The 13,126-nt window shown below is 72.9% G+C and carries 9 protein-coding genes; 3 read left to right on the forward strand and 6 right to left on the reverse strand.

The window, feature by feature from the left end:
- Positions 1-10 precede the first annotated feature (10 nt).
- Genes AAH979_RS14490 through AAH979_RS14500 form a run of 3 tightly spaced genes read right to left on the reverse strand, consistent with a single transcriptional unit; the run spans position 11 to position 3,292 of the window.
- Complete coding sequence (locus AAH979_RS14490) at positions 11-1,387, reverse strand: S8 family serine peptidase (protein WP_346258605.1); 1,377 nt, start codon at positions 1,385-1,387, stop codon at positions 11-13.
- Positions 1,384-2,823, reverse strand: a complete 1,440-nt coding sequence (locus AAH979_RS14495) for a hypothetical protein (protein ID WP_346258606.1) — start codon at positions 2,821-2,823, stop codon at positions 1,384-1,386. Before AAH979_RS14495 ends, AAH979_RS14490 begins: the two co-directional genes overlap by 4 nt.
- Positions 2,816-3,292 carry a hypothetical protein gene (locus tag AAH979_RS14500; protein ID WP_346258607.1) on the reverse strand — a complete coding sequence of 159 codons (477 nt, stop codon included), beginning with the start codon at positions 3,290-3,292 and terminating at the stop codon, positions 2,816-2,818. Before AAH979_RS14500 ends, AAH979_RS14495 begins: the two co-directional genes overlap by 8 nt.
- Positions 3,293-3,635: 343 nt before the next feature.
- Between AAH979_RS14500 and AAH979_RS14505 the strand changes: the two genes are divergently transcribed.
- Complete coding sequence (locus AAH979_RS14505) at positions 3,636-5,690, forward strand: glycerophosphodiester phosphodiesterase family protein (RefSeq protein ID WP_346258608.1); 2,055 nt, start codon at positions 3,636-3,638, stop codon at positions 5,688-5,690.
- Between the two features lie 96 nt (positions 5,691-5,786).
- On the opposite strand, the gene AAH979_RS14510 is transcribed toward AAH979_RS14505, so the two are convergent.
- The 3 genes from AAH979_RS14510 to AAH979_RS14520 form a co-directional block, all read right to left on the reverse strand.
- On the reverse strand, positions 5,787-6,911 hold the full coding sequence (locus AAH979_RS14510; RefSeq protein WP_346258609.1) for a DegT/DnrJ/EryC1/StrS family aminotransferase: 1,125 nt from the start codon (positions 6,909-6,911) through the stop codon (positions 5,787-5,789).
- Between the two features lie 99 nt (positions 6,912-7,010).
- Positions 7,011-8,111 carry a Gfo/Idh/MocA family oxidoreductase gene (locus AAH979_RS14515; protein ID WP_346258610.1) on the reverse strand — a complete coding sequence of 367 codons (1,101 nt, stop codon included), beginning with the start codon at positions 8,109-8,111 and terminating at the stop codon, positions 7,011-7,013.
- Positions 8,112-8,336: 225 nt separating this feature from the next.
- Positions 8,337-10,235, reverse strand: a complete 1,899-nt coding sequence (locus AAH979_RS14520; RefSeq protein WP_346258611.1) for a nucleoside-diphosphate sugar epimerase/dehydratase — start codon at positions 10,233-10,235, stop codon at positions 8,337-8,339.
- Positions 10,236-10,562: 327 nt separating this feature from the next.
- On the opposite strand from AAH979_RS14520, the gene AAH979_RS14525 reads away from it, so the two are divergent.
- Together AAH979_RS14525 and AAH979_RS14530 are read left to right on the forward strand one after the other, a co-directional pair.
- The gene (locus AAH979_RS14525) at positions 10,563-11,849 is read left to right on the forward strand and encodes a hypothetical protein (protein WP_346258612.1); all 1,287 of its coding nucleotides are present in this window, start codon (positions 10,563-10,565) and stop codon (positions 11,847-11,849) included.
- Positions 11,846-13,111 (forward strand): hypothetical protein, encoded by a 1,266-nt coding sequence (locus AAH979_RS14530; RefSeq protein WP_346258613.1) that lies wholly within the window; start codon positions 11,846-11,848, stop codon positions 13,109-13,111. Before AAH979_RS14525 ends, AAH979_RS14530 begins: the two co-directional genes overlap by 4 nt.
- The last annotated feature ends 15 nt before the right edge of the window (positions 13,112-13,126 follow it).

A 13,126-nucleotide genomic window follows, 5' to 3' on the forward strand; every position in this document is an offset into this window, starting at 1 on the left:
GTACCCGCAGCTATCCGCCCGGCGGCGGTGTGCCAGGGTGCCTCGGCGGGTACGGCGGTCCGGGTGGGCCGTAACCGGGCGGATGGCCGCCCGGGGGGTGCTGCGGTGGCGCCGGATATCCGGACGGATACGGCCGTGCACCCGGTGGTCCCGGGTACCTCGCCGTCGGAGCGGGACGGGGCGGCACCGGGTGCCCAGGAACGGAAGGCCCCCCGCCGCCTTGTCGTCGGCGTCGGCCACGCACCAGCAACCAGCCGAGTACGCCGGCACCGGCCAACGCCACCAGCAGGCAGAGCCCACCGACCACGTACGCGGCGGGGCTGAGCCGGACCTCGGCCGACCCGTCGCCGGGCGGCGGTGCGGCCACGGCCGGTGACGTCGCGTCCCCCGTGGGAGTCGGTCGGGTGCCGGGGCTGGGCTGCGCCCCGGCCGGCTCGACGTCGGCGGTCAGCGCCTCGACGAGGTTCAGCACCCCGTGGCCGTACTCGGGATCCCGGCCGCGGGCGCCCCGGTCGGTGGCGGTCGCGGTGAGCCGGTGCACCACCTCGGCGGCGGAGAGATCCGGATATCTCGCCCGGACCAGGGCGGCGGCCCCGGCCACGATCGCCGTGGAATCGCTCGTCCCGGTGGCGGACTGGTACGCCCCGGTCCGGCTGGTGGAGGCGATGTCCACGCCGGGCGCGACAAGCCCGATCGCGTCGCCGGTGACGCTGACCGGGGCGAGTTTCCCGTCCCGTCCGGTGGCGCCGACGGCGAGCACTCCCGGGTAGGCCGCCGGATAGCCGACGAACGCGTCGTCCGGCCGGTTCCCGGCGGCAGCCACCAGAACGACGTCGGCGGCCAAAGCCTCCTGGACGGCCTGCTCCAGGCTCTCGCTGGCGCCGCCGGAGAGCGATAGCGACAGCACGCCCGCCTTGCGGCGAACCGCCTCCCGGATCGCCGGCGGCAGGTCGTCGCCGGCACCGACCTTGGTCCGGGAACTCCGTACCGGCAGGATCTTGGCCTTAGGGGCGATCCCGAGCACGCCGTCGGCGTTGTCCGGCCCGTGCCCGTGCCCGGCGATCAGTCCCGCCATCGCGGTGCCGTGTCCGTCGGTGTCCTGTCGGCCGTCGGTCCCCGCGCCGGTCACGTCGACGCCGGGCAGGACGTTGCCGGTCAGGTCCTTGTGGTCCGCCCGCACCCCGGTGTCGATCACCGCCACCACGACCCCGGCGCCCTGGGTGACCCGGTGCGCCTGCGCGACGCCGAGCGCCCGCAGGTGCCACTGCCGGTCCCGGGCCGCGTCCGCCATTGCCGGTGGGGCGCCGACCAGTGCCACGAGCAGACCGCAGACGGCTGCCGCGCACCAGCGCGGCAGCCGTGCGTGGAACCTGGTGGCTCTCCTCACCGGTCCTTCCCGAGGATTCCGCCACCGGGCTCGTGTCGGCCGACGTCCCGGTTCGGCTCGATTTCGGGCGCGACGCCCTGCTCGACCTCCCACGGATTGTCGGGGTCCCAGTGCTTCTGCTCGGGTTCCTCCTGGTCGCGACGGCCCCGGGTCCCGCTGGCCGCGCCGGGCACGCCGCCGGTGCCGGGTCGGCGGGGGCCCGACCTGGCGCCGGCCGGGCCGGGGCGGCCGCCCTGCGGCCCGATGACGCCGCCGACCGGATTGATCCCCTTGGGTACGCCGCCCGAGCGGGATGCGCCGACGCCGCCCGGTGGCACGCCGACGTTTCCGCTGGGCCGGGCACCGATCACACCGCCCGGCGGCACACCGGTCGGCACCGTACCGAGCGGGCCGACCTTGCCCGGCACACCCGGGACGCGTGGCCCGTTGCCGAGTCCCGGGCCGGTGCCCGGTGGTCCGCCGGGACCGGGTGGCACGCCGATGGTGGGCGGGACGACCAGTGGTACCGGAGCCGGCGGCCCGGTGGTCGGCGGGGCGGGCGGAACCGCTGTGACGGGCGGGGGCGGCCCGGTGGTCGGCGGGGCGACAGCGGTCAGGCTCGGACCCTCCTCCACCGGGTAGGTGGGCGGAGTGACCTGTTCCGGGGTCAGTTCGGTGTGGATGTCCGGCGGCGGCGTCCCGTCGATGTAGCCGGGCCGGGAGTCCTCCACCTCGCCCCGGCGGCGCGGCGGCGGGTTGACCACGGGTGGCCGGACCGTCCCGTCCGAGTCGTCGTCGAATTGCCGGGGATCGCCCTCCTTGTTGGTCAACGGTGGGACGTACTCCGGCGGCGGCTGGATCCGGCCGCCACCGTCCCGCGCCGCGCCGTCCACCTCCGCCTGCACCGCGCGGGCCCGGGCGACCAGCGCCGCCTGCTGGGCATCGCTCACCGGCGGATCCGTGAAGAGCGTCATCCCGCCCTCGCCGAGGAAGTCCCCGGCCTTCTGGCCCAGGCTGGTCAGGCCGAAGCGCGATCCGGCGACTCCGCCGGCCGCCGCCCCGACGTCGCCGGCCAGTTCGACCTGCTGCTGGTAGTCGGCGAGCTTCCGCTGGTTTTCCAGGTATTCCTTGTAGATCGGTTCCAGCTTGGTCCGCGCCTGCTCGATGGCGTCCGCCACGTGCCCGATGTGCGTGGCGTTGTTCTGCGCCGCGGTCGACGTCTGTCGGCTCGCCTCGATCAGCCGGTCCAGCTCGACCATGTACGCCGCCGAGGCCGCGTTCTGCTCCGGCGGCCACAGAGCGGCGAGCTGGTTGCGGCAGTTCTGCAATCTGGCGGCGTGCCCGCTCAGCATGCTGGACGCCCGCTCCCAGGCCGCCACCTGGTCCCGGCTCGGCTGTAGCTTCTGCTGCGCCGCCTCGACCAGCCGCCACAGGTGCGGGATGTACTCCTCAGCCATTGCCGTCGCCTCCGGTCCCGGTGGCCGGTGCGGCCGGGTTCGCGCTGGAAGCCGGCCTGGTCTGTTCGGTCGGCGGCAGGACCTGGTGCACGTCGCTGACGGTGGCGTGCGCGAACGCGTCGGAGCCCCGGTAGTTGGCCGCGATCTGCTCGGCCGCCTGTGCCACCGCCTGAGTCCCCTTGTCCAGGTTGACCAGTGCCTCCAGGCTCTTGTGGATGCACTCGTCGTAGCGCTCCTGGAGGCGCAGCCAGTCGTCGCCCTCGAGCCGGTCGCCGATCGTCGCGCCCTGCTGCATGGCGTCGTGCACCGGGGGCACCTGGGTGCGGTAGCCCTCCTTGAGTTCCTCGCGCATCGCCGCCGCCGCGCTCGCCAGACCGTCGATCTCGACATTGATCTGGCCGATGACCGCGGCGGCTGCCGCGCCGATCGCGCCGGCTGCCGCGCCCACCGATGGACCAACCGGGCTCATCGCAACCCCTCCCCGTGGATGGTTGGGTGACGTGGTCGCGGCTCATTGTAGCCGAAGCACAACCGACTGTTGTTGTCAAATCGGGGCCCTCGATCGCGCAATGGACAGCGTGCGCTCCGGTGTGCGCTGCCCGACCGGTCGGACATCCCCACCGGTTCGTCCGATCCGCCGTCGGCCGTCGACCCCGGTTCACGCCGATGTCGCCCACTGCACGCCTCTCGGCCGCCGACTGTCGTGATGCTGTGCCCCGATCACCGGGTCAGACCCGGCTCGACCCTCGACAGCGCACCGGAGGCCCGGTCGACCCGGGCTCCGACGCACCACATTGGAATAGGTGATACCGATGTCCCGACGGCGCCAACTGATCGGCGCGCTGCTGGTGACGGCGGCCGTACTGGCCGGGACGCCCACCGGCGTCCAGGCGGGCGAGCGCCACCGACCGGAGTCCCGGCGGAGTTTCGACCTACAGGCTCACCGGGGCGGGCTCGGCCTGCGGGTGGAGAACACCCTCGCCTCGTTCGGCAACGCGCTCCAGCTCGGGGTCCGCACCCTCGAACTGGACGTGCAGGTGACCGAGGACCGTCAGGTGGTGGTCACCCACGACCGCCGGGTCAGCGGTACGAAGTGCGTCGACACCGCCCCGGCCACCCCGGGCGACCCCGAGTTCCCGTACGTCGGGAAGTACGTCAACACGCTGACCCTGGCCCAGGTGCGTACCCTCGACTGCGGCACCAGGACGCTGGCCGACAAGCCGGGGCAGCTCGCCGTACCCGGGGCCCGGATGCCGTTGCTGCGCGAGGTCTTCGCGCTGGTGAAGCGCTACCGGGCGGACGACGTCACGCTCAACGTGGAAACCAAGGTGGAGGCCGGCGCGCCGACCGAGACCGCGCCCCGTGAGCAGTTCGTGCAGCTCACCGTGGCCGAGATCCGGGCCGCCGGGCTGGTACAGCAGGTGACCATCCAGAGCTTCGACTGGGGTGCGCTGATGCGGGTGCGTCAGGTCGAGCCCCGGCTGCCGTTGGTCGCGCTGACCAACTACGACTTCCTGCAGACCGGGCAGCCGGGTGCCTCGCCCTGGCTCGGCGGCCTCGACATCGACGACTTCGGCGGCGACCCGATCACGGCGATCAGGACCTTCGGCGCCACCGCGTTCTCCCCGGTGCACGGCTTCCCGCAGAACGGCACGGTCACCGACCCGGGCTACCGGCCGTACGTGACCAAGGAGATGATCGCGCACGCGCACCGTCACGGCATCAAGGTGGTGCCGTGGACGATCGACGACGTGCCGACGATGGCGAAGCTGCTCGACGACGGGGTGGACGGCATCATCACCGACTACCCGGACCGGCTGCGTACCCTGCTGGCGCAGCGCCGGATCCCGCTGCCGAAGGGGTACGCCGCGCCGTTCGACATCCAGGCGCACCGGGGCGGCCGGGCGACGCGGCCGGAGAACACCCTGCCGGCCTTCGCCAACGCGCTCGGCAATCCGGCGATCTCCACGCTGGAGCTGGACACCGGCGTGACCCGGGACGGTCACCTGGTGGTGCTGCACGACCGGACCGTCAACGGCAGCCACTGCGAGGACACCGCCCCGGCCTGGCCGGGTGACCGGGCGTTCCCGTACGTCGGCAAGCGGGTGCACGACCTGACGCTGAAGCAGATCCGGACCCTCGACTGCGGCACGAAGACGCTGCCGGAGCTGCCGGAGCAGGTCGCCGCGCCGGGTGCCCGGATCCCCACCCTGGACGAGGTCTTCGACCTGGTGCGGCGCAGCGGTCGCCGGGATGTACGGCTGAACATCGAGACCAAGCTCAGCCCGCTGGTGGACGACACCGAGCCGTACCGCAGCTTCACCGCGAAGCTGGTCCGGGCGGTCGAGCGGGCCGGTTTCACCGACCGGGTGACGATCCAGTCGTTCGACTGGCGGACCATCACCCACGCCCGGGACCTGAACCGGCGGATCGAGACCGTCGCGCTGGTCTGGCAGTACGGCCCGGCCGAGTGCGCCAGCCTCGCCGACGAGTGCTCGCTGCGGGCGGTCTACGGCGACCCCTCGGTACGCAGCCCGTGGACGGCCGGGCTGGACTGGTGGCGGTACCGGGACCTCGGCAAGCTGGTCCGGGCCTCCGGCGCCGGCACCGTCTCGGCGAACTGGCAGGTGCACGACCCGGCCCAGGGCACCGTGCCGTCGGCCGACTGGTACCTGCGGCAGGATCCGGCGTACTTCCACGGCCCGACGGTCGCCGACCTGCAACGCCGGTACGGGCTGAAGGTCGTGCCGTACACGGTGGACGATCCGGCGGTGATGCAGCGGGTGATCGACCTCGGGGTGGACGGCATCATCACCGACTACCCCGAGCGGCTGGTGACGGTGGCGATCCGCAACGGCCTGCGTTGAGCCCGTCCGGAAGCTGAGCCTGTCCGGAAGCTTGAGCCCGCCGGGAAGCTGAGCGGACGACGGGGCGGGCGCTCCGGACGACGGAGGGCCCGTCCCTCACACCCGCTCGAAGTAGCCACGCACCTCGGCGACGACCGTCTCCAGCTGCTCCTCGGTGAGCTCCGGATAGATCGGCAGGGAGAGGCACTCCCGGGCCCACGCCTCGGTGACCGGCAGGTCGCCGGGCTTGTGCCCGAGCGAGGCGTACGCCGGTTGCAGGTGCAGCGGGATCGGATAGTGCACCCCGGCGCCGATGCCGGCGTCGCGCAGGTGGGCCAGCAACCCGTCCCGGTGCCGGGTCCGGAGCACGAAGAGGTGGTAGACGCCCCGCCGGTTCGGCGGCTCGGCCGGCAGCACCAGGTCGCCGACCCCGTCCAGCCGGGACCGGTACGCCGCCGCCAGGTCCCGCCGTCGCTGGTTGCCCTGGGCCAGCGTGCCCAGCTTGACCGAGAGCACGGCCGCCTGCACGGTGTCCAGCCGGGCCGCGTAGCCGACGGTGAGGTGCTCGTACTTGCTGGTGCGGCCGTGGTCGGAGAGCCTCCGGACGCGCTCGGCGAGGGCCGGGTCGGAGGTGGTGACCGCGCCCGCGTCGCCGAACGCGCCGAGGTTCTTGCCGGGATAGAACGAGAAGCAGCCGATCCGGCCGTACGCCCCGGCCCGGACCACCGATCCGTCGTCCCGGACGTACTCGGCGCCGTGCGCCTGGGCGGCGTCCTCGATCAGCGGCACCCCGGCGGCCGAGGCGAGCGCGCCGATCGCGGTCAGGTCGACCGGCAGGCCGTAGAGGTGCACCGGGAGCACCGCCCGGACCCGGTCGACGACCGACTTCAGCGCGTCCGGGTCCATCCCGCCGGTCTCGGTGTCCACCTCGACGAAGCGCGGCCGGGCACCCAGCCAGCTCACCGGTTCGGCGGTGGCGACGAAGGTGTGCGCCGGCACCGCCACCTCGTCGCCGGGTCCGATGCCGAGCGCGGCCAGGCTCAGGTGGATCGCGGCGGTGCCGGAGGCGACCCCGACCGCATGCGTGGTGCCGCAGAAGGCGGCGAACTCCGACTCGAACTCGCCGACCTCCCGGCCGAGGATGAACCGGGTGTCCTCGACGACCGCGCGGATCGCCGCGTCGATCGCGTCCCGCTGCCGGTGGTAGGCGGCGGCGAGGTCGACCAGGGGAATTCGGGGCATCTCAGGCTCCTGTTGCTCGGTGAACCCCCTGCGGCCCGCCGTGGCCGCCGGTCGGGCCGGGGCGCTGGCGGCGCCGGGCGATTCAGGGTGCAGAGGTGGTCAGTGCGCGGCGGTGGTCAGGTCGGGATGCGGGCCGTCGGGGTGTGGACGCCGGCGGTACGTCCCGGCGGCGTCCATCGGGCCGGCGACGGGCGGCACCGGCACCGTCGCGCCGCCGGCCCGCAGCGAGGCGTCGGCGGCCTCCAGCACCGCCACCACCCGGGCGCCGTTCCAGCCGTCCGTCCGGGGGCGTGCCCCGGTGCGGACGCAGTCGAGGAAGTGCCGCAACTCCAGGCTGAGCGGTTCCGCCGGGGAGAGCACGGGTACGTGCACCGCGTCGTCGCGCAGCCGGTAGCGCCGCACGCCGTCCCCGTCCGGCTCCAGCCTGTCCGCCCCCTTGTCGTGCACGGTGAGCCGGGCGTCGGTGTTCAGGTCGTCGTAGACCAGCATCCGCCGGGTACCGACCACGGTGGTACGCCGGGTCTTCGCCGGGTCCAGCCAGCTCACGTGCATGTGCGCCACCACGTCTCCCGGATAGCCGACGGTGACGAAAGTGACGTCCTCGACGCCGTCGTGCAGGTAGCGACCGCCCTGGGCGGCGACCCAGCGCGGCTCGGCGTCGAGCAGGTAGTTGGCGATCGAGACGTCGTGCGGCCCGATCGACCAGAAGGTGTGCAGGTCGTTCTGGATCCGGCCCAGGTTGAGCCGCTGGGAGTGCAGGTAGAGGACGTCGCCGATCTCGCCGGACCGGATGTAGTCGCGCATCCGCTCGACCGCCGGGACGTACTCGAAGGTGTGCCCGACCATCAGCACCAGGCCGTACCGGTCGGCCGTCTCGGCCAGCGCGACCGCGTCGGCGACCGACATCGCCAGCGGCTTCTCGACGAAGACGTGCTTGCCGGCCGCCAGCGCCCGGCGGGCCAGCGGGGCGTGGCTCGGCGCGGGAGTGGCGATCAGGACCGCCCGGACCTCGTCGTCGCCGAGCACCGCGTCCAGGTCGCCGGTGGCCCGCACCTGCGGGTAGCGCTCGGTGGCCGCCTGCCGCCGTTCGGGGCTGGCGTCCACCAGGTAGCGCCACCGGTCTCCGGCCAGCTTGTCGAGGTTCCGGGCGAGATTGGTGCCCCAGTAGCCGAAGCCGATCAGGCCGAACTTCTCGGTCACGGTGGTGTCTCCAGGAGATCGGTGACTGTGGAAATCGTCGCCGAACATCGCGCGGACATTTCTGCGACGCGAATTCCGTTCGGCGACGATCACTCGCTGTCGGTGGTGTGGAAAAGTGTCGACAGGCGGGTGAAGGCGGCCGCCGGAAGCCCGGCGGCAATTCCCCGAAATCCTGCTACGGCCCGGCGGCGACCCGCCAGCGGCGTGTCCAATTCCCGACCGGTGTCACGTCGACCGGGACGAGGAGGGGCGAGCGTTTCGGGTATTCGGCACCAGCGCCAGGGGCGGGGTGGGCTGGTCCGGCTGGCCGCAGAGCCAGGCAAGGCGTTCGATCACCTTCTCCGGTTCGTCGAACGGGTCCAGCCCGGTCACCTCGGTCGGGTTCATCGGCGGAACCGACACGTGCGAGACCAGCGGGTGCAGCGGCCGTACGTCGAGTTCGCCGTCACCGAGCAGTTCCTCGTGCAGCTTCTCGCCGGGCCGCAGACCGGTGTAGACGATCCGCGGCGGGCCAGGTACCTGCGCGGCGAGTTGCCTGGCCAGGTCGTCGATGCGTACCGGGGCACCCATGTCGAGCACCAGCGCCTCGCCGTCCCGCCCGATCGCCGCCGCCTGCAGGACCAGTTGCACGGCCTCGTGCACGCTCATCAGGTAGCGGGTGACGTCGGGGTGCGTGACGGTGATCGGCAGTCCGGCGTCGATCTGTGCCCGGAACGCGGTCACCACGGATCCCCGGCTGCTCAACACATTGCCGAACCGTACGCTGAGGAATGTGCCCGGGCTGTTCGCGGCGGCGTACGCGGTCAGCCGTTCGGTGATCCGCTTGGAATAGCCGAGTACGCTGATCGGGTTCGCCGCCTTGTCGGTCGAAATGTTCACGAACCTGGCCACGTCCCGAGCGGCATTCAGGACCGACAGCGTACCCCAGATATTCGTCTTGATCGCCTCGCCGGGGTGCCGCTGCAACAGCGTGAGGTGTTTGAGCGCGGCGGCGTGGAAAATGATGTCCGGACGCCGCTCGCGAATAATCCGCGAGATTCCCTCGCTGTCCCGCAGATCGGCCAGGATCAGCTCCGGCCCGTCCAGCAGCGCCCGGCCGGTGACGGAGAGTTGCAGACTGTGCAGCGCCGACTCGTCCCGGTCGAGCATCATCAGCTCGGCCGGGTCGGCCCGGAGGATCTGCCGGCACAGTTCGGCACCGATCGAGCCGCCGGCGCCGGTGACCAGTACCCGTTGCCCGGTCAGTGCCGAGTCGGCGGTGACCAGGGCGGCGGCCACCTGCCGGCGCCCGAGCAGGTCGTCGATCTCCACGTCACGTACGTCGGCGACGCTGATCCGGTGGTCGACCAGTTCGGAGACCGGCGGCAGCACCTTGAAGTCGGCGCCGGCCTGTAGGGTCGCGGCGCGGACCTCGCGGATCAGCTCGGCGTCCGCGTTCGCCACCGAGAAGATCACCGTGGTGGCACCGGTCTGCGTGACCGCCTCCCGGATCTCCCGGCGGCCGCCCAGCATCCGGACGCCGTCGATCCGCAGGTTCCGCTTGTCGAGGTCGTCGTCGAGCAGTCCGACCGGCAGATATCTGCCCTGTGGGTCGGTGACCAGGGCGTGCAGCAGGCCCTGACCGGCCGAGCCGAGGCCGAACAGCAGCACCGGGGTCGCCGACCGGGTGTCCGGGCGCAGCCAGCGGTCCCGGCGGTGCCGGTACGCGGCCCGGGCGCAGACCATCAGCAGCAGGGCCACCGCCGAGCCGACCAGCGGGGTACTCGCCGGGACCGGCCGGTCCGGCTGCGCGATGTCGGCCAGGAACACCAGGATCGCGGTGCAGGCCACCGTGACCGAGAGGGCGCGCAGGTCCGGCAGGCTGCCCAGCGGATGCCGACCCAGATAGCGGCGGCCGACGGAAGCGATGGTGGCGTGCAACGCGGCGGCGAGCATGCCGACGGCGAGCGCCCGGACGAACTGACTCGTGGTCAGGGCGAACTCGTATCTGGTCCAGGCGCCCGAGCCGAAGCCGATCGTCCAAGCCGCGGTGTCGGTGACCAGGAGTGCGGCCCTGCCCAGAGCGGGCTGCCTGCGGCGGAGGGTCGGCGGGCTCTCGGTCGTGGCGGCGGCGCTGGGCGGCATGGAGTCTCCTGGTGTCCTGATGCGAGCGGTATTCGGGCAGCTCAGCGGGGGAATTCCCGGCGGGTAAACCACACTTAGCCCCTTGCTGGGGCCTTAGGGGCCACTTTCACGTTTTTCGTGCCTTCGACGGCTTCTGCCGTGCTGCCCCGGCCAGGTCGAGCGCCGAGCCCGCCGGCACCGAGTCCGCACCAGGGCGACGAGCCGGGTACCGCGGCGGAGACGTACTGGAGGCGCGAGCGCGCGTGACGGTTGTGCGACGGCCTCGTTGACCCTGGTGGCCACCGGGGCGTCGACCCCAGTGGCCATGCCGGGACCGGGAGGGGATCGATGGAGCTCGTCACCTCTCCGCGCAGGGGCGACCGGTACGCCCCGCTGGTCCGGCTGCTCCAGCGCTATCCGGTCAGCACGCTGCTGCTGGTGCCGTACCTGGTCCTGGTCCTGCCGATGGCCATCCTGCACCGCAACCCGGACCTCGGGTTCGTGCTCCGGCTGCTGGCCCTGGCCCTGGCCGCCTCGCTGCTGGTCGAGACGGTGCTGCTGCCGCTGGGCAGGCCGGGGCGAGGTCGGACCGCCGGCATCCCGGCCCGGCAGACCTTCGCCGAGGCCAACTCCGGATACCCGAATCTCTTCCTCGTCGCCCGCGCGGTGGCCGTGGTGAGCATCGCCGCGGAGCTCCTCGGCGGGTACGCCGGCCGGGGAAGCATCTTCACCCAGGTCGCCGGGGCCCAGGTGGCGTCGCCGCTGGTGAACGTGGTGGCCCTGGTCTCCGGCTGGAAGTACCTCGCCTTCGCGCTCCTGATCGCCAGCTTCCACGGTGGCCACGCGCGGCTGGGCAGCCTCTACCGGTGGACCGCCGGGCTGGTGGGCGTGCAGGTCGCGCTCGTGTTCCTGACCGCCATCGCCGCCTCGCTCGTCGGCTACCTCACCTTCGTAGCGGCGGCCGGCGCGATCTGCGGGGTGATCCGGGCCCGGTACGTGCTGGTGGTCGCCGTGCTGCTCTTCCTGGCCTGGCCGACGGTGTTCGCGCTACGCAACGCGATCCGGCAGGAGAACGGCGTCAAGGTCGCCAGCGACGTGAGCGCCGCGGACCGGCTCCGGTTCGACCAGCAGATCGGCCGGGCCAGCGGGTACGACGTACCGGTGGACGTCGGGCAACCCGGCCCTACCGCCTATCTCCGGTACGGCTTCGTGCCCCGGATCCTCGATCCGGGCCGGGCACCGCTGGCCACCGGGTCGGCGATCAACCGGTTCCTCGGCGGTAGCGACAAGTCCTCGTTCAACTTCCTCACCCTGGGGACCGTCTACTTCGTCGACGGCCGGGCCGGAGTGGTCGTCTTCTACGGCGGCTGGGCGCTGGTCGCCGGGTTGCTGCTCCGAGTGCGCGGGGCGCCCGGACCGCTGCGGTTGAGCCTGTTCTGTTTCGTGGTGGCCGGACCGCTGGTCTGGTTGAACGGCCACCCGGAGTCGACGATCGCGGCGACCCAGAACACCATGGCGGCCGCGCCGGTCTTGCTGGTGCTGCTGCTGACCCGGCGTAGCCCACCGGGCCGACTGGTGCCGTCAGGTCCGGCCGGCCGGCTGCCGGTGCCCCGGGCCGGTCGAGCGCACAGGTGAGCGTCCGACCCGGCTGGCGGGCGACGCTGCGGGTGTCGGGCCGCCGGATCCTCTCCGGTCGGCGTGCCCCGACCGCCGTGGTCGTCACCGCCACGTCCAGCTTCGGCAACCTGCTGCTCTCCGTAACCGTGGCCCGGGGCGGATCCCTCAGCGAACTGGGTCGGTACTCGTTGGCGTTCTCGCTGTACGTCCTGGTCTCCGGCCTGGCCCGGGCGATGGTCACCGAGTCGGTGCTGGCCGAGCCGGACCGGCGCGACCCGGAGCCGTTCCGCCGGTCCACCCGGCGGATCTGCCTGCTCGGCGGCGCGGCCGGGGTGCTGGCCGGCACAGCCGGAGCACTGGCCGGGAACCGCTACCTGGTCGTCGTCGGCCTGGCGCTGCCCGGCCTGGTGCTCTACGACTACGTCAAGGCGTACGGCCTCGGCGTGGCCGACCCCCGCCGGATCCTCCGCTACGAACTGCTCTGGACGTTGGCCAGCGGGGCCGGCGCCGGGCTGGCCCTGACCGGCCGGATCAGCGCCTCGACCGCCTTCGTGGTGTGGGCCGGCTCGGGGGCGTCGGTCGGCTACCTCGGAGCGGTCCGGCGGCGCTGCGCGCTGCTGCCCGGCTGGCCGGTCGGGCGTGCCGAGACCCGGAACGCGTTCGCGTTCGGCCTGCACTTCCTGGTCGGCTCGGGGACCGCGCAACTCGCCACCGCCACCCTGGCCGCGGTGGCCGGAACGGCCGTGGTCGGCGCGATCGGCGGGGCGAAGACCGCGCTCGGCCCGGTCACCCTGCTGATCGGCGCCAGCTCCGCGCTGCTGATTCCGTACCTCGCCCGGACCAGGGAGGCCGGGCCACGCATCCGGCTCCGCTCGGCGGCCCGGGTCACCGCCGGCATCGTCGTGCTGGTCGGGCCGCTCACGCTGGCCCTACCCGCCCTACCTGATCTCGTCGGCCGGGCGCTGCTCGGTGCGAACTGGGAGTTCGCCCGTCCGTTGCTGCCCGCGCTCGCCGTCGAGAGCGTCTTCATGGTGGCCGCCATGGTCGCCTCCGCCGGACACCGGATCGAGCGGGCCGGCGGCCGGACCCTGGTCCTCGGGGCGGCCCTCGCCCCGATCCGGGTCGGCGCGATCGTCGGGGCCGGGCACCTGTTCGGCGCGGCCGGCGCGGCCTGGGCGATGGCCGGGATGGCCTGTTGCGCCGCCGTCGGCTGGTGGTGGAGCTACCGGTCGTTGCTGCGGGTCCGGCACCGGGCGGAACCCGTACTGGAACCGGTCTGATCCGCGACCGGCGGT

It is taken from the genome of Plantactinospora sp. ZYX-F-223 (assembly GCF_039649625.1).
GTDB lineage: Bacteria > Actinomycetota > Actinomycetes > Mycobacteriales > Micromonosporaceae > Plantactinospora.